15 protein-coding genes and 1 riboswitch are annotated in these 16,482 nt (G+C 65.5%); of the genes, 9 read left to right on the top strand and 6 right to left on the bottom strand.

Annotation, left to right across the window (positions count from 1 at the left end; genetic code table 11):
* Positions 1-32: 32 nt before the first annotated feature.
* On the bottom strand, positions 33-2,063 hold the full coding sequence (locus LJ362_RS04315) for an FN3 domain-containing metallophosphoesterase family protein (protein WP_264800939.1): 2,031 nt from the start codon (positions 2,061-2,063) through the stop codon (positions 33-35).
* 145 nt (positions 2,064-2,208) lie between these two features.
* Positions 2,209-2,317, top strand: a riboswitch (TPP riboswitch).
* Between the two features lie 22 nt (positions 2,318-2,339).
* Between LJ362_RS04315 and LJ362_RS04310 the strand changes: the two genes are divergently transcribed.
* From LJ362_RS04310 to LJ362_RS04300, 3 genes are read left to right on the top strand one after another with little or no spacing between them, the layout of a single operon-like run.
* Positions 2,340-2,969, top strand: a complete 630-nt coding sequence (locus LJ362_RS04310) for an ECF transporter S component (RefSeq protein WP_264800938.1) — start codon at positions 2,340-2,342, stop codon at positions 2,967-2,969.
* A complete protein-coding gene (locus LJ362_RS04305; RefSeq protein ID WP_264800937.1) occupies positions 2,969-4,501 on the top strand; it encodes an ABC transporter ATP-binding protein in 1,533 nt (510 codons plus the stop codon). Before LJ362_RS04310 ends, LJ362_RS04305 begins: the two co-directional genes overlap by 1 nt.
* Complete coding sequence (locus tag LJ362_RS04300) at positions 4,494-5,339, top strand: energy-coupling factor transporter transmembrane component T family protein (protein ID WP_264800936.1); 846 nt, start codon at positions 4,494-4,496, stop codon at positions 5,337-5,339. The genes LJ362_RS04305 and LJ362_RS04300 overlap by 8 nt, the downstream gene beginning before the upstream one ends.
* 89 nt (positions 5,340-5,428) lie before the next feature.
* Here LJ362_RS04300 and LJ362_RS04295 read toward each other — a convergent pair whose 3' ends face one another.
* The 4 genes from LJ362_RS04295 to LJ362_RS04280 all read right to left on the bottom strand — a co-directional run bounded on the left by LJ362_RS04295 (position 5,429) and on the right by LJ362_RS04280 (position 7,918).
* Positions 5,429-5,971: a hypothetical protein gene (locus LJ362_RS04295; RefSeq protein ID WP_264800935.1), complete on the bottom strand. Its 543-nt coding sequence runs from the start codon at positions 5,969-5,971 to the stop codon at positions 5,429-5,431.
* A 50-nt stretch (positions 5,972-6,021) separates the two neighbouring features.
* Positions 6,022-6,342, bottom strand: coding sequence for a putative quinol monooxygenase (locus LJ362_RS04290; protein ID WP_039206485.1), 321 nt, complete (start codon positions 6,340-6,342; stop codon positions 6,022-6,024).
* Between the two features lie 75 nt (positions 6,343-6,417).
* Complete coding sequence (locus LJ362_RS04285; protein WP_264800934.1) at positions 6,418-7,020, bottom strand: class I SAM-dependent methyltransferase; 603 nt, start codon at positions 7,018-7,020, stop codon at positions 6,418-6,420.
* 22 nt (positions 7,021-7,042) lie between these two features.
* Positions 7,043-7,918, bottom strand: a complete 876-nt coding sequence (locus LJ362_RS04280) for a LysR family transcriptional regulator (RefSeq protein WP_264800933.1) — start codon at positions 7,916-7,918, stop codon at positions 7,043-7,045.
* 178 nt (positions 7,919-8,096) lie between these two features.
* Here LJ362_RS04280 and LJ362_RS04275 point away from each other — a divergent pair, with 178 nt between their 5' ends.
* The 5 genes from LJ362_RS04275 (at position 8,097) to LJ362_RS04255 (ending at position 14,511) form a co-directional block, all read left to right on the top strand.
* A complete protein-coding gene (locus LJ362_RS04275) occupies positions 8,097-9,317 on the top strand; it encodes an NAD(P)/FAD-dependent oxidoreductase (protein ID WP_264800932.1) in 1,221 nt (406 codons plus the stop codon).
* 102 nt (positions 9,318-9,419) lie between these two features.
* Positions 9,420-10,955, top strand: a complete 1,536-nt coding sequence (locus LJ362_RS04270; RefSeq protein WP_264800931.1) for an aldehyde dehydrogenase family protein — start codon at positions 9,420-9,422, stop codon at positions 10,953-10,955.
* Positions 10,956-11,767: 812 nt separating this feature from the next.
* Positions 11,768-12,535: a type I methionyl aminopeptidase gene (gene map, locus LJ362_RS04265; RefSeq protein ID WP_264800930.1), complete on the top strand. Its 768-nt coding sequence runs from the start codon at positions 11,768-11,770 to the stop codon at positions 12,533-12,535.
* A gap of 172 nt (positions 12,536-12,707) precedes the next feature.
* Positions 12,708-14,075, top strand: coding sequence for a DNA repair protein RadA (gene radA / locus LJ362_RS04260; RefSeq protein ID WP_264800929.1), 1,368 nt, complete (start codon positions 12,708-12,710; stop codon positions 14,073-14,075).
* A 43-nt stretch (positions 14,076-14,118) separates the two neighbouring features.
* On the top strand, positions 14,119-14,511 hold the full coding sequence (locus LJ362_RS04255) for a VOC family protein (RefSeq protein WP_264800928.1): 393 nt from the start codon (positions 14,119-14,121) through the stop codon (positions 14,509-14,511).
* Between the two features lie 4 nt (positions 14,512-14,515).
* On the opposite strand, the gene LJ362_RS04250 is transcribed toward LJ362_RS04255, so the two are convergent.
* A complete protein-coding gene (locus LJ362_RS04250) occupies positions 14,516-15,316 on the bottom strand; it encodes a hypothetical protein (protein WP_264800926.1) in 801 nt (266 codons plus the stop codon).
* Positions 15,317-15,352: 36 nt separating this feature from the next.
* Between LJ362_RS04250 and LJ362_RS04245 the strand changes: the two genes are divergently transcribed.
* A complete protein-coding gene (locus LJ362_RS04245) occupies positions 15,353-16,384 on the top strand; it encodes an A/G-specific adenine glycosylase (RefSeq protein WP_264800925.1) in 1,032 nt (343 codons plus the stop codon).
* Positions 16,385-16,482: the final 98 nt, after the last annotated feature.

Genomic DNA, 16,482 nt, shown 5'->3' with positions numbered 1-16,482 from the left:
CGGCGCCGTGCTGATCAGCAAGGCTGTGCTGATCAGCTGAGCCCGGCACCTCGGCGGCGACGGCTCGCAACGAGGAGCGTCGCGCCGAGTGCCAGCGCCCCCGCGCCGACAGCCAAGGGCAGCGCAAGCCCATCGCCGGTGCGGGGCAGGTCTCCGCCCCCACCCGCCGAGGCGGTCCCGGAGGAATCCGAATCATCGCCCGTCCCTGCGGCGTTCGCCTCGGTACCGCTTGCCTCGGCGCCAGAGTCGGCGGTGCCGGCATCTGCTGTCCCCGAGTCTGTTCCGTTCCCGTCGTCGTTGGCGCCTGCGGCATGAGCGTCGGCATTCGAACCGGTTGCGTTAGTGCCGCCATCGGTATCTGCCGATACCGCACCGTCGTCCGAACCGTCCGAATCGCTCTCCGAACCGTCGGCTCCGGCTCCCGCCGCGCCGGCGTCTGCGTCTTCTCCCGCGCCATCCGCTTCGACTCCGGCGCCGGCCTCTGATCCGGCATCAGGGCCATCCGCTTCAGCCCCGGCCCCCGCACCGGCGTCTGATTCGGCGTCCGAACCATCCGCCGCGGCGCCGGCTCCGGAACCGGCGTCGGCCTCCGCGTCATCATCCGGGGCAGGTTCTTCCGCCTCGGCGTGCCTGAGTTCGACATCGTCGATCTGCTCAGATGCGGCCTGAGCTTCCGCGCGTTCACCATCGGCCGGCGCCCCGCCTGCCGGCACCTCATAGGTCGTCGCCCGCAGCGCTTCGTCGCTGACTAGGACCCGGGTGAAGGCGGGCACGTCGTTGTGGACGCTCTTCCCTTCCCAGTCGAGGCCGGGAACGTAGTCATAGAACTTCGACCCCGATGACGAGGTCAGCGTGAGGTAAAGCGTCTGCCCGTCTTCCTTCTCCTCCTCGGCTCCCGCTTCGGAGCCCTCAACGGGCTTGCCTTCGCCGTCCATGAGGAAGGTGCGGTTATAGATGTGGTCGTGGCCGGAGACGACGAGGTCGATGTCATTGCGGGCCGCGACCGGAGGGATCGCCTTCCGCAGCCGCTTCACATCGAGGTCGCTCCAATGGGTTGCCGTCGAATAGATCGAGTGGTGGAACCCGAGAACCGTCCAGCGCGCATGGTCTCCGTGCTCAGCGACGACCTCGTCGATGAACTCGGCGTGGGCGTCCATGTCAGGGCTGTTCGAGTTGATGTTGAGGAACAGGACCCCGTCTTCGATGAACCAGTAGTCGCCGCCGGAGGTGATGACGCCGCCACCGCCGTGGTCCTGGCTGACATTGGGTCGGTTGAAGTGCTGCTCGTAGGCTTTCGATGACACATCGTGGTTGCCGATCGTCGTCGCCTGCGGGATCGTCCGGGTGGCTTCCGGTGCCAGGTACTGAGCGTACTGCTCCTGGTTGCCGGCGGAGTTGACCTGGTCTCCCAACGAGTAGAAGAAGCTCGGGTCGTCGGCGGTGGCCACGGCCGAACTCAGGGTCCGGTCCCAACCGGCCGCGTCGTCGGGATCTCCGCCTCCGGCGCCGACCTGGGGGTCGCCGAAGACGAGGAATTCGTCATCTCCTCCGGACGATCCTGTGGTGAACTGCTGCACCTCGGTGAACCCGTCCTCATGGCTGCCGACCTGGTAGGCGTATTCGGTGTCGGGTTCCAGGTCGGTCATGCTCGCATGGTTGAAGTGACGCTTGAGGTCGGTGGCAAGGCCGGAGTCCGTGGTCTCAGCCCTGTCAGCATCGGCGGGGAGCTTTCCGCCGTCGACCTCACTGGCCGGCGCCCACCGGACCTCTCCCCCACCGGAACTCTCACTCATCCACGAGAGGTTGCGTGCCGTGGAGTCGGCCCCGACCTGCAGAACGGGATCGGTGATCGCCTCACTCCCCGCATCCGCCTCGGCGGGCGAATCCGTCCGGTCCGGGCTGGGAGTCTGAGCAGAGTCAGCGTTCGTGCCCTGGGCCGCGGTCGACCCTCCGGAACCGAGAGATGGTTCGGCACGCACGGGCACCGGGGCCGCCACCAGAGCGGCGAGCAGGGTGGCGGCGGACAGGGCACTGAGCGGTCTCTTGAGTCGATGCGTATTCACCCGCCCATTCCTACTGACCAGTAGTGTCCGATCGTTCGAAGCCGTCGACGGGAAGGGGAACGGGAAGTGAATCCTCGATGACCGATCCCGGCCCCCGGGTCGCTTCCGATCCCGGACTCCGCGTCGCTTCCCTGTTGTACAGTGGTGGCTACGACAGGGGAGCGCCGTCAGGAGCGCTGAGAGTGCAGAAGAAGCTGCAGACCCTCGAACCTGATGCGGTTAGCACCGCCGAAGGAAGTCGAGACTCTTCACCCCTCCTTGACATGAGGAGGCACAATGCCGAATACCACCACGCCGAACACCACCCCCACCCCTTCACGCGCCTTCACCGCGGCGCCGAAATCCAAGCAGTGGCGGGTGGTCGACTATGTCACCACCGCTGTTCTCGGCATCGCCGTGGGGCTCGTGTTCTGGGTGTTGGCGCTGAGCTGGAAGGTCCTCGAACTCGCATTCCAGGCATTCCCGCCGTCGATCGGTCTCATCGCAGGACTCTGGGTGCTGGCCGGTCCGCTCGCCGGTGCCATCATCCGCAAACCCGGTGCCGCGCTCCTGTGCGAACTCATCGCCGCCATCGTCGAAGCCGTCCTCGGCTCCCACTTCGGAGCGACAGTTCTGCTCTCGGGTCTGCTGCAGGGCCTCGGCGCCGAACTCGTCTTCGCCGCCTTCGGCTACAAGCGCTTCACCCTGTGGGTCACCGCCGCTTCGGGCATGCTGGCAGCTGCGTTCATGGCCGTGAGCGAGAACATCATGTACAACGCCGAATGGCAGTTCGGCTTCCAGGCGATCTACGCAGTCTGCGCGATCGTCTCCGGTCTCGTCATCTCCGGGATCGGCGCTTGGTTCGCCTATCGGGCGATCGCGGCCACCGGAGCGCTGCGCTCCTTCGCTTCCGGCCGTCTGCGCTGATGGCGCTGCCGATCACGGCCGCCGGCTTCTCATTGACGCACACCGACCGTGACCGGCCGGCAGTCGGTCCGCTCGATCTGCAGATCGCGGCCGGAGAGAAGGTGCTGCTGCTCGGCGCCTCCGGGGCCGGCAAATCGACGTTCCTCCACGCTGTCGCCGGTGTCCTGCCCGAGGAATCGGGTGAGGCCACCGGTGAACTCCTCGTCGGCGGCGAGAAACCGGATCCTCGCCGAGGCAGCACCGGGCTGGTCCTCCAAGATCCCGATTCGCAGGTGATCTTCTCTCGCATCGGCGATGATGTGGCGTTCGGGATGGAGAACCTCGGACTCCCGGCCGAGGCCATCGAAGCCCGGATTCCCGAGTCGCTGCGGGCGTTGGGGCTCGATCTGCCGCCGGAGCATCCGAGTGCCGCTCTGTCCGGTGGGCAGAAGCAGCGGCTGGCTCTGGCCGGGATCCATGCGATGGCCCCGGAGGTCATCGTCCTCGACGAACCGACGGCCAATATCGATCCAGCCTCGGCCACCGAGGTCCGCGACGCCGTGCTCACCGTGCAGGCCGAGACTGCGGCGACAATGCTCGTCGTCGAACACCGGGTCGAGCTGTGGATCGATCACGTCGACCGGGTCATCGTACTCGGCCGCGACGGCATCGCTGCCCAAGGTCCGCCCGCGCAGATCTTCTCCGATCCCGACCTGACCGACACACTCGTCGACTGCGGAATCTGGATGCCGCGGCACTCCCCCGCCCCGCGCCGAGGCGGAACCGCAGGAATCGATAGGACGACGAGCCGCCTCGGCGAGGTTCTGCTGCGCACAGATCGGCTCAGCGTTGCTCGACCACGCATGGCCGCCCCCGCCGCGACCGACCTGGACCTGAGCCTGCGTGCCGGGCAGGCGCTCGGGATCGTCGGTGCGAACGGGGCAGGCAAATCGACGACGGCCCTGACCTTGGCGGGTCTGCTGCCCGAATTCTCCGGGCAGGTCCTCGCCGAGGCGGCCTTGCAAGATGGAGCCAAACGACCCCGGCCGTTCGCCTGGCCGTCGAAGCAGCTGGCGGCGCGCATCGGCATGGTCTTCCAGGAACCGGCGCACCAGTTCCTCACCTCGAGCGTGGCGGCCGAACTCGAGCTGGGTCCCCGGCTGGCCGGGTGGCCTGCCGCCGAGTCGCGGGCTCGGGTGGATGAGCTTCTTGAGGGGCTCGGGCTCACCGGGTTGGCGCAGGCTCATCCGCAGAGTCTCTCAGGTGGGGAGAAGCGTCGCCTGTCGGTGGCGGCGATGCTGGCTCCCCGGCCCCGGGTGCTCATCGTCGATGAGCCGACCTTCGGTCAGGATGCACTGACGTGGGCGGGGTTGGTGGAGATGTTCCTCGATGCCTTGGAACACGGTTCCGCGGTGGTCGCGGTCAGCCACGATCAGGCGTTCCTCGAGGCCATCGGTGCCGATCTCCTCGAGCTCGGCGACCGCAGCAGCGCAGAACTATTCAGCGACGTTGAGTCGGATTCGCATGTCAGGGCGGGTGAGCGCGGTGCGTGAGAGTCTCGATCACCACGTTCGCCCCTCCCCCGAGGTCGCCGCCCAGGATCCGGGGCAGCTCATCCCCGTGGTGCGTTCGACCGCATTGGCTCGGTGCAATCCGCTGACGAAGATCGCAGTGGCTCTCATCCTCATGGTCGGGGCGCTGCTGAGCATCGATCTGGTCTCCGCCGGGGTAGTGCTGCTCGCAGCGTTGCTGGCTCTGCCCGCGACGGGACTCGATCTGGTGGCCGCCGCCAAGCGGCTGTGGTTCCTTCCGGCGGGCGCCCTGCTTGCGGCATGGGGCACCGCGCTGCTGGCGGAGAAGACCGGGGATGTGGTCGTCGACTTCGGTCCGATTCTGTTCACCACGGGTTCATTGACGGCCGCCGCGGCGATCTTCGTCCGTGCCCTCGCATTGGCGATCCCACTCATTGTGCTCGCGTCGACGATCGATCCGCGTGACCTCGCCGATGCGCTCATTCAGCACCTGCGGCTGCCGGAGGTCGTCGTGGTCTCCGTTCTCGCGGCCTCGCGTCTGCTCGGGCTGTTGGTCAGTGAGTGGCAGGTGCTGGCGATGGCCAGGCGGGCCAGAGGCGTCGCCGGCGGTTCGCTTCTGCGGCGCACGGGCAGCCTCTTCAGCGGGGTGTTCGTTCTGCTCGTGGTCTCGATTCGCCGGGCGACGACCCTGGCGATGGCGATGGAGGGTCGGGCATTCGGTCGTCCGGGCCGCACGTGGCGCAGGCGGTCGAGTTTCGCGACCCGAGATGTCGTGGCGGTGCTTCTCAGTCTGGCTGTCTGCGGGATCGCGATCGGTGCGGCTCACGTGCTCGGAGTCTGGAATCCGATCATCGGCTGAGGCGGAGCGGGTGTCTCGGAGCTGCCGTGCTCACGAGAAGTCGGAGTCGTTCCGCTGCCGATCGATCAGAGCTGCCGGACGGTCAGAGCTCAGAGCTGTTTGAGGAAGCCCTTGCCGAAGGCCCGCCATTCTTCCAGGGCTTCTGGGCTGGGAAGCTTCGACGTGGTGAGGACGAAGAGGGTTTTGTCTTCGCGCTTCGTCTCAGCGGCGGCTTCGACCTTGATGCCGCCGTCGAGGTTGGCTCGCCAGAAGGAGCGCTTCGCCGTCTCCGAGGTGCGGGGATCACCGTCGAGGGCCACCTCGTTGAGGGTGTCGCCGACGAGGGACGCGAATCCTTCGATGAGTGCGGAACGATCTCCGGGGATGGTGCGGGACACGGCGACATCGAATGTGCCGTCGGCGCGCTGGCCGGGGACGCGGCGTCCGATCTCCTGCTCATAGGCGACGACGGCTCCTTGGACCCACCAGCCGTGGTTGTGGACTCTGCCCTCGACCTGGGGATAGAGAGCGTCGGCGAGTTCCTTGTGGCTCGCCGACGCTCCTCCGGCCGCTTCCAAGCGAGCACGGGTGTCGGCCCATGGTTCGTTGAGGGCCTTTTCGATCGATGCGATGTTCTGCGCTCTGGTCGCCATGGCAGAAGCCTACGTGCTCGATCGACCCGGGATGAAGGTGTGGAAGGCGATCAGTCGATCTTGAGTTCGCCCATCTCGTCCCAGCCTTCACCGTCGATCTTGCGGGAGATGATCTTCGGGGTCGTGGCCAGGTGCGGGCGCATCGATTCGAGACCGGCGGCGAAATGGTCGCTCTTGACATGAGGTTCGGCACCTTCGTCGGTGAACGCTTCGACGAGCACGAACTCGTTCGGGTTCTCCAAGCTCTTCGACCATTCGAACCACAGATTGCCGGGCTCTTCCCGCACGGCCTCGGTGAAGGCGCGCACCGCCTCGGGGAACTTCTCGACGCTTTCGGGTTTCACGTCATATTTCACGACGATGAAGATCATGATCATTCTCCTTCAGCTGATCAGCAGTACGGGTCGATCCCAGCTTAGTTCGGCCGCAATTGCGAATCGACCGGCTCACAGCCTTTCGGCGATGAGGACGAGGAAGTCGCTGTCAGCTTCGAAGGGGCGGAGTTCCCAGGTGGAGAACTTCTGGTCGACGAACATCCCCGTGGCCTTGACGTCCTCGATGAAATCGTCGAAATCATACCCGCGTCCGGCACCGAAGCCGGACACGAACCGGCCGCCGTGTTTGAGCGTCGATTTGATATTGCCCAAGGTCTGCCGGCGCGAGGCGGGATCGAGGAAGGACAGGACGTTTCCGGCGCAGAAGGCCACATCGATCTCGGTGATCCCGGCGCCGGCGAAATCGAAGTCGGCGAGGTCGCCGGTGTGCCATTCACCGCTGGGGAAGTCCTCCTCGGCGACTGAGATGAGGAATTCGTCGAGATCCACGCCGAAGACGGTGTGTCCTTCGTCGATAAGCAGCCCGCCCGCCCGTCCGGTTCCGCAGCCGGCATCGAGGATGCGCGATCCCCGCGGGGCCATGGCGTTGACGAACCTGGCCTCACCGCCGATGTCATGTCCGGCGGCCGCGAGATCGCGCCACCTCTGCGCGTAGTTCGCCGAATGGTCGGGGTTGGCCCTGCGTACCTTGTTCCACTGATGGTCGAAGTTCATGACCTCATCCTAGGCCGGAACCTCAGCCGAAGACTTCGGTGACCACCTTGGCGACGGCTCGGACCGGATCGCTGGGATCCGGGGAGGTCAGCACGATGATCTCGCGTCCGCCCGCCTCGGCGACCGGGCGGAGGTCGACGTCGGACCCGCCCAACGACATCATGATCGGCGTCGCCAGGGTCAGGCCGAGCCCGGTTCCGGCGAGCGCCAACGCGACCGCGGTGTCCGTGACGATGTGGGTCTCCTTCGCATTGATTCCCAGCGCCGAGGTGGCCAACCGCATCGCGCGGCCGAAGAGCTCCTCGGCCGGTGGGAGGATCCAGTCGGCCTCGGCCAGATCGTCATCGCTCGGCCGAGACGTCCCCGCGGGGACGACGATGCCGAAGTCCTCCTCGGCCACGGCCTCCCAGCACAGCCCGCGCATCGGCGGCAGCGGCGCAGCCGGGTAGTTGATCCCGATCCCCAGATCGATGACCCCGTCGATGACGGCGGCCGACATGGTCTCGACATTGATCTCCCGCGCCCGGACTTCGATATGCGGATGGCGCTCGGCCAGCGCCCGCACAACCTTCGGCAGCGCCGTCGTCGATGCCGATCCGAAGACGCCGAGGGTGACGATGGCCTCGCTGCGGAAGTCCCGGCCGAGCATCGCCATCTCCGCCTGCTGCTGAGCGGCGAGGATGTTCCGTGCCCTGGGCAGCAGGGTGCGCCCGGCTTCGGCGAGGACGAGCCCGCGGCCGCGACGTCGGAACAGGTCGGAATCGACGACCCTGCTCAACGCTGAGATGTGTTGGGACACGGCCCCGACGCTGTAGCCGAGGTGATCGGCCGCCCGCGTCATCGATCCGAGTTCGGCCACAGCGACGAACGTCCGCAGCTGTCCGAGCGTCCATGTCATGGCAGCGCTCTCCTGTCTTTAGGTTTCTTGAACACAATGTTCACAAACTCTCGCTTGTTCTTAAGTGTGATGGCAACCACAATGAAGTCAAGACGCAAACGCCGACATCGCCGTCGGCACTCTCCGTTTCCGGTGCGACCAACGACGGTCGCCCCGGCAGCAGACAGCGAGGTGAACCGTGGAATCCCCCACCGCATCAACCACCACCCCAAACACCGACGGGGCCCCCGACGCGACCAGAGTCCTGCCCGCCGAGGCCTCCGTCGTCATCATCGGCGCCGGGGTCATGGGAGCGGCCATCGCCTATCACCTGGCTGTACGCGGAGCTCGCGACATCGTCATCGTCGAACGCGACACCCCCGGAGCCGGATCGACGTCGAAGGCCGCCGGAGGTGTGCGCTGCCAATTCTCCGACGAGGTCAACATCGCCTTGGCCGCCCGCGGGCTCGAAGTGCTCCGGAACTTCGAGACCGATTTCGGCGTCGACATCGATCTGGTCAGCAACGGCTATCTGTTCCTCCTCGACAACGATGATGACGTGCGCGCGTTCACCGACAATGTAGCCCTGCAACAGCGGATGGGCCTGGATTCGCGGATGCTCACCCTCGCCGAGGTGGCCGAGCTGGCTCCGTTCGTCAACACCGAAGGGCTGATCGCCGGGGCGTTCAATCCCGGCGACGGTCACTGCACCCCCGAGGCCGTCGTCGCAGGCTTCGTCACCGCCGCCCGTGAGCTCGGGGTCACGGTGGTCAAGAACTGCGAGGTCACCGGATTCGACACCGACGGCGGGACGGACCGCAGGACCACCTCGGTGATCACGAATCAGGGCACGATCAGCTGTGAACAGGTCGTCGTCGCGGCGGGAGCCTGGTCCGGCCCCATCGGGGACATGGCCGGGGTCGACCTGCCAGTCAAGCCCCTGCGACGGGAGATCATGGTCTCCGAACCCGTCGATTTCGACACCTCGCGGATGCCCTTCACGATCGACTTCTCCACCAGCTACTACGTCCACCCCGAAGGCGCCGGGCTGCTGTTCGGCTGCCCCGATGAGGTCGATGACTGGTCCTTCAACGACAAACGCGACCCCGACTGGCTGGCCACCCTGGCCGAGCACATCGACGCCCGCACCCCGGAACTCGGCGATGTGGAAGCGGGGCACGGGTGGGCGGGACTGTATGAGATGACGCCCGACCACAATGCGCTCATCGGCGAGGCCGAGGAGAGGCCGGGATTCTTCTACGCCTGCGGGTTCTCCGGTCACGGCTTCCTCATGGGCCCGGCCGTCGGAGAGGTCGTCGCCGACCTCATGACCGGCCGCAGCCCCTTCGTCGATGTGACTCCCATGGACAAACGACGCTTCACCACCACCGGACTGCGTAAGGAGCTCAACGTGATCTGAGTCCTCGCAGACCCGCCCCTCACATCCCACCTCCCCACAACGACAGAACACCGTCGACCGGCCAAGCAGCCGATCGACACAGCAGATGACGAAAGGACAGCAATGACTGCACTGCCCACCGATCAGACCATCACCGACCTCCTTACTGAAGGACTGAGCGCCTGCGGAGTGGACGCATCCGTGCTCACGGGATCGGCCGCCTCGGCGAGCCTGCCTGCCCGCTCCCCCATCACGGGACAGGACCTCGGCACGATCGCCGCGGACACCGCGCAGACGGCGGCGGACAAGATCGCCGCGGCCCAGACCGCGTTCGAGACCTGGCGGGACGTGCCCGCTCCGGTCCGCGGTCAGCTGGTGCAGCGGTGGGGACAGCTGCTCGGCGAACACAAGGAGGATCTGGCCAAGATCATCACCGTCGAAGCCGGCAAGACCCCTTCCGAGGCGGCCGGTGAAGTCCAGGAGATGATCGACATCTGCGAGTTCGCGCTCGGTCAGTCCCGGCAGCTGTGGGGCAAGACCATGCCCAGCGAACGGCCGGGTCACCGACTCATGGAGACGTGGCATCCCCTCGGCGTCGTCGGGGTCATCTCCGCATTCAACTTCCCCGTGGCCGTGTATTCCTGGAACACCGCCCTGGCCCTGGTCGCCGGTGACGCGGTCGTGTGGAAGCCCTCGGAGAACGCCGTGCTCGCAGCGCTGGGGGCGCAGTCCCTGCTGGCCAGGGCCGCCGCCGAGGTGGGGGCACCGGAGAACCTCGCGCCTGTCCTCGTCGGTGGCCGGGACGTCGGCGATGCCATGGTCCGGGATGAACGCGTGGCCTTGGTCTCGGCGACGGGATCGGTACGGATGGGTCGCGAGGTCGGTCCCGTCGTGGCCGAGCGCTTCGGCAAGATCCTGCTCGAGCTCGGCGGCAACAACGCCGCGATCGTCGCCCCGAGTGCCGATATCGACCTGGCGCTGCGCGGAGTGGTCTTCGCGGCCGCCGGAACCGCCGGTCAGAGGTGCACGACGCTGCGGCGGCTCATCGTGCACGAATCCATCGCCGATGAGTTCGTCGATAAGGTCGTCGCCGCATACAAGACGCTGAGCATCGGCTCGCCGACCGATGACGGAGTGCTCGTGGGACCGCTCATCAATTCGGGTTCGTACGATGCGATGCAGGCGGCCCTCAAACAGGCAGAGGCAGAGGGCGGCGAGATCCTCTGCGGTGGAGGCCGAGTGCTCGCCGATGAGCGTCCGGATGCTCACTATGTCGAACCCGCGGTGGTGCGGATGCCCAGTCAGACCGCAGTCGTCAAGGAGGAGACCTTCGCCCCGATCCTCTACGTCGTCACGTATTCGGATCTCGATGAGGCGCTCGAGATCCACAACGGGGTGCCGCAGGGGCTGTCCTCGGCGATCTTCACTGCCGAACTCGCCGAGTCCGAGAAGTTCCTGTCCCGTTCCGACTGCGGAATCGCCAACGTCAACATCGGCACCTCCGGTGCGGAGATCGGCGGTGCTTTCGGCGGTGAGAAGGAGACCGGCGGCGGACGCGAGTCGGGTTCGGATTCGTGGAAGGCCTATATGCGCCCGGCCACGAACACGATCAACTACTCCGGCGAGCTGCCGCTGGCGCAGGGAGTCGAGTTCCTCTGAGAGAGCTGAGTCCTCTGGGGCGAAGTGAGGTCCTCGACCGGTGGGCCGGTGGGCTGCTCGAAGCGCAGACCGGCCCACCGGCGACTCTTCACGTCGCTCAAGGGCCAGCGCGGATATCACGTGGTGCACGACGCAATATCCGCGCCGGCCCTTGAGCGAGGCAACCCTCGGGCAGGACTGCGTCCTCAGCGTTCGCTGCTCACGCTCTCGCCTGTCTCTGCAGTCGAGGATGCAGAATCGTGCTTGCACTGGCTGTCTGCACGCTCCCGTCGCCGGTGGTCGCGGAGAATGAAAGCGAGGCAGAGCAGCGAGCAGGCGGGAAAGACTATGAGCGAGAGAACCCAGGGCCCGCCCGAACGGAGGTCCTCTTCACCCGACAACACCGAGGTGGCCAAGGCCATGCCCGCGCAGAACGCTGTGAAGATGTTCCTCATGCTCCGCACACTACGTTTCAAGGTCACAAAACACAAGACTCCTTACCTGCAAAACAACACTTTAAGAGTCCATCAAGGCTAGGCGCGGATATCGTTCCGTACACGCGGCGATATTCGCGCTCAGCCTTGAACGACGGAGTTTCTTGAGCGAAATGCCGAGCCAGCGATCGGGCCGGCAAGAAACGCACATTGCCTGTCACCGGAACGACCTCAGGAACCGGACGGCTCGCGACTCCGCTCTCCGGCGACATGCCGCCGCGACTGTCTGCTTGCCCACAGATCCGGGTGCGGTCGCGACTTCACAACCGCCGAGGACTAAAATCGTGTCTGGACCAGTGAACGCCGCCGAAACCCTGCACCCCGCCTAAGGAGACCCCTGTGATTGAGCTGAAGACGCCCGCCGAGATCGACAAGATGGCGGTGACCGGCCGTTTCGTCGCGAAGACCTTGGCCGAGCTGACCTCGATCGCAGAACCGGGCATGGACATCATGCACCTGGAGAAGACCGCGCGGAAGCTCATTGAGGATGCCGGAGCGAAGTCCTGCTACTGGGACTACGCCCCCTCTTTCGGCTCCGGCCCCTTCCGCAACGTCATCTGCCTGTCCGTCAATGACGGCGTCCTCCACGGCAAACCGCACAGCTATGTCCTCAAGGACGGCGACCTGCTGACCCTCGACTTCGCCGTATCCATCGACGGCTGGGTTGCCGACGCCGCCCGCTCCGTCGTCGTCGGCAACGGCAGCGACGAGGACCAGCGCCTCATCGACACCACCTGGGCCGGTCTCGAAGCCGGAATCGGTGCCGCCCAAGCGGGCAACCGCCTCGGCGATATCTCGAAGGCCATCGGTGACGTCGCCGATGCCCACCGCATCCCTGTCAACCTCGACTTCGGCGGGCACGGCCTCGGCCACACGATGCACGAGGATCCGCACGTGCCCAACCGCGGCAAGGGCGGTCGCGGGCTGGTCCTCAAACCAGGCCTGACCCTGGCGATCGAACCCTGGTGGTCGTTCACCTCGAAGAAGCTGTCCGTCGACAAAGACGGTTGGACCCTGCGTCTGGCCGATGGTTCGAATGGTGCCCATTCGGAGAACACGATCGCCATCACCGAGGATGGTCCCCGAATCCTCACCACGCTCGACTGACCTGGCTGCCGCACTCTGCCGGCAAGGGGCGTCCGACGAACTCATCGTCGGGCGCCCCTCTGCGTTAACCGGGCTCCCCCGCTGCAGTGCGCACCGGCCGGCTCTCCCTGTCGTTGAGACCGGACTCTCGAGCAGGGAATCTCGTGTCAGCGGCCCGTGCCAGAATTGCGGTATGTCTTTCACATGCTCGGAATGCGGCTATTCGACGGTCAAATGGTTGGGACGCTGCCCCGAATGCCAGGCCTGGGGCACCCTTGAGGAAAAGGGCGCGAACTCGTCGAAGGTGAAGACGAAGGTCAAGAAGTCCAATGCGGCGAAGCCGATCAGCGAGATCGACTCGACGCTCGCGCAGGCGAGATCGACGTTCGTCCCCGAGTTCGATCGGGTGCTCGGCGGTGGCATCGTGCCCGGTGCCGTTGTCCTGCTCTCCGGCGAGCCGGGGGTCGGCAAGTCGACGCTGCTGCTCGACGTCGCCGCGAAGATCGCCATGTTCGGGGTCAAGGTCCTCTATGTCACCGGTGAGGAATCCGCCGGTCAGGTGCGGCTGCGCGCCGAACGGATCAATGCCCTGGCCGACTCACTGCTCCTCGCTGCTGAGACTGATCTGGGTTCGGTACTGGGAATGATCGAATCCGAACAGCCGGAGCTGCTCGTCGTCGACTCGATCCAAACTTTGGCATCATCCGAGGTCGAAGGCATCCCCGGCGGGGTCACCCAGGTCCGCGAAGTCGCGTCCGCCCTCATCAGGGAAGCCAAGGCCCGGTCTCTGCCGACTGTGCTCGTCGGCCACATCACGAAGGACGGCACGATCGCCGGTCCTCGCCTTCTCGAGCATCTCGTCGATGTCGTGTGCACCTTCGAAGGTGAGAGGCATTCGCGTCTGCGCATGCTGCGAGCGGTGAAGAATCGCTTCGGCCCCACCGACGACGTGGGCTGCTTCGATATGGAGGAGAACGGGATCAAGAGTCTCGAGGACCCTTCGGGGCTGTTCCTCTCGCGCAGCGGTGCGAACCCGCCTGGCACGTGCTTGACAGTGACGCAGGAGGGCAAGCGTCCGCTCCTCGTCGAAGTCCAATCGCTCATCACAGAATCCGCCGGCGGCCAGTCCCGTCGTTCGGTCTCCGGAGTCGATTCCTCCCGGGTGGCGATGATGCTGGCTGTGCTCAGCCAGAACGTCGCGCAGGCGAACCTCGCCAAGAGCGATGTCTTCACCGCCACCGTCGGCGGAGCGAAGCTCTCCGAGCCGGCCAGCGACCTCGCGATCTGCATGTCCCTGGCCTCAGCGCTGCTCGGCAAGCCGCTGGCTCGCCACCTTGTCGCGATCGGCGAGGTCAGCTTGTCAGGGGAGATCCGCAATGTCCCCAATCTCGGCCAACGCCTCAACGAGGCCAAACGGCTGGGCATCACTCACGCTGTCGTCGCCAAGGGAGCGATGACCAATGTGGCGGCGCCGGACAAGATGGAAGTCGAGGAGTGCGAACACATCGCCGGAGCGGTCGAACTCATGCTGACGAAGCAGGCTCTTCGGGAGCAGAAGTAAGAAAGTCCGGGACTTTCGCTTGGTTTTGGAGCATCCTGGTGTCATGACCACGACAGTTTTTCCAGCCTTCCGGACCACCGATGCCGCAGCGACGATCGACCTGCTGGTCACGCTCGGGTTCACCGAAAGACTGATCGTGCGCAATGAGCACGATCCGGCGCTCGTCGAGCATGCCGAATTCGCGCTCGGTGACCACGGCGGCATCATGTTCGGTTCGGTTCGCAACGACGGGTCGGCTCTCGATTCGGTGGGCGGCAGCTCGATCTACGTCGTCGTCGACACTGAACGCGAAGTCGACCGGCTCTACCAGGAGATCGTCGATATGGGGCATGCGATCGTGCGACCGGTGGCGACTCAGGTTCACGGCGGCCGCGAATTCGACTTCCGCGACCACGATGGAAACTCGTGGGGAGTCGGCTCCTACCGTGGCGCCTGAGGACTCAGTCCTGCGGTTCCTCTGACTGCTTCTCATCCGAGGAGTCCTTCTCGCCGGATTCCTTTTCCGACTTCTTCTCCTCGTCGGCTTTCTTCTCCTCCGCGGCCTTCTTCTCCTCGGCCTTTTCGGCGGCGCTCTTCTCGAGTGTGAACTTCGTCGGTTCGCTCTTCTTGTCATCGAGCTTCACGATGAGCTCATAGTCACCGGGACCGAAATCATCGTCTTCGCGATTGCAGTTCTTGTCGACCTTGATCCGGTTCCACTTGAGCTTCGCGGTCTTCTCCGACTGCGGTGCGAACTCCGTGGAGGCCTCGGCATTCTCGTCTTTCGCCGCCGCGCAGTACTCCGACGACCACACGACGTCACCGTTCTGTTCGACGATGAATTCCTGCTTGTCCGTGCCGACCTCGATGAGGCACGTGGCGGTGTGGCCGTTCTCGATGACCATGCCGAATTCGGGTTCTTTCCCGTCCTTCACGGATTTCGGATCGACCTTCGCCTTCAGCGAGACTTTGTCCTCCGGGCACTTTCCGCTCGCTGCCTTCTTATCCGGCACGGGTGCCGCCGTCGTCGATTCGGCCGGCGTAGTCTCCTCGGCTGCAACCTTGTCCGATCCGTCGCTGCGGCCGCCGATGGCTTTGACGATTCCGACGATTCCGAGCACGAGAAGCCCCAGGACGAGGAGGCTGGTCACAGCAAGCGTGATGCGGCGTCGGCGGTACACGTGAGCAGGCAGCTTCCCGCTAGACTGGCGAGGCTGCCCGGCAGCTCTGTTCGGCTGCGAACCACGATTGGAAGGAGTCATCGCTTTGAGCCTAGGCCGAAGCGATTGAGCATCCAAATGACACACCGAGCCGGTCCCGAATCGAATCCCTCCGGGTCGACCTCCGCCTTCCCCGAGGTGTCCGAACCTGTGCTCAGACGAGTCCAGGACACCATCATCACCTGGTTCGAGGACACTGCCCGGGACCTGCCGTGGAGGCACCCGAAGACGAGCGCCTGGGCAATCCTCGTCAGTGAGATCATGTCCCAACAGACCCCTGTCGCCCGAGTCGAACCGCGATGGCGTGCGTGGATGGACAAATGGCCGACACCAGCCGATCTCGCCGCCGCCCCGACCGCCGAAGTCCTCCACTCCTGGGACCGGCTGGGATACCCACGCAGAGCGCTGCGACTGCAGGAAGCCGCCGAAGTCATCGCCGCGGACCTGGACAACCGGGTTCCCGAAACGACCGAAGAGCTCGAACGACTGCCGGGCATCGGTTCCTATACCGCCGCCGCGGTCTCCTCCTTCGCTTTCGGTCGAAAGACGACCGTGCTCGACACGAACGTGCGTCGGGTCCTCATCCGCCTCTTCGCGGGCAGGGAACGCCCCACCACCTCACCTGGCCGGAAAGAGACCACTTGGGCGGCGGCCCTCGTACCCGAGGATAAGCACGTTGAGTGGAACGCCGGAGTCATGGAGTTCGGGGCCCTCGTCTGCACGGCGCGCAATCCCGACTGCCCCGCCTGCCCGCTCCAGGACATCTGCACATGGAACCAAATGGGCAGACCCGCCTCGGCGACGAAACCGAAGACTCAGAAGTGGGCAGGCACCGATCGACAGCTGCGCGGCGCGATTATGGATGTCCTCAAGGCAGCGCACGTCGCCGGGGACGACCGACGCGGTGTCCGGCTCGACGTCTTCACCGCCTCGGTGACCGACTTCGACCCGGTGTTTCTCGACTCACTGGCCGAATCGACGGCCACGGCGGTGGCGCGAGTGCGTGAACTCAGCGCGGACCAGGACAGGATCAATCGGCTCATCTCCGACCTCGTCGACGACGGTCTGGCACAACAGGTCGATGGCCGATTGGCATTGCCGAACAGCTGAATCAGGACCCGAACGTGGCAGACGTCGCCACTGGACGGTGCGTGTGCGGCAGTCGCCTACACCCGCCGGTGAGAGCGTGGCCAAGACCGACGCCCGCC

Origin of the sequence: Brevibacterium sp. JSBI002, from assembly GCF_026013965.1 — a bacterium.
GTDB lineage: Bacteria > Actinomycetota > Actinomycetes > Actinomycetales > Brevibacteriaceae > Brevibacterium.
The sequence above is the reverse complement of the archived record's forward strand: the minus strand, read 5'-3'. Positions and strand labels throughout refer to the sequence as shown.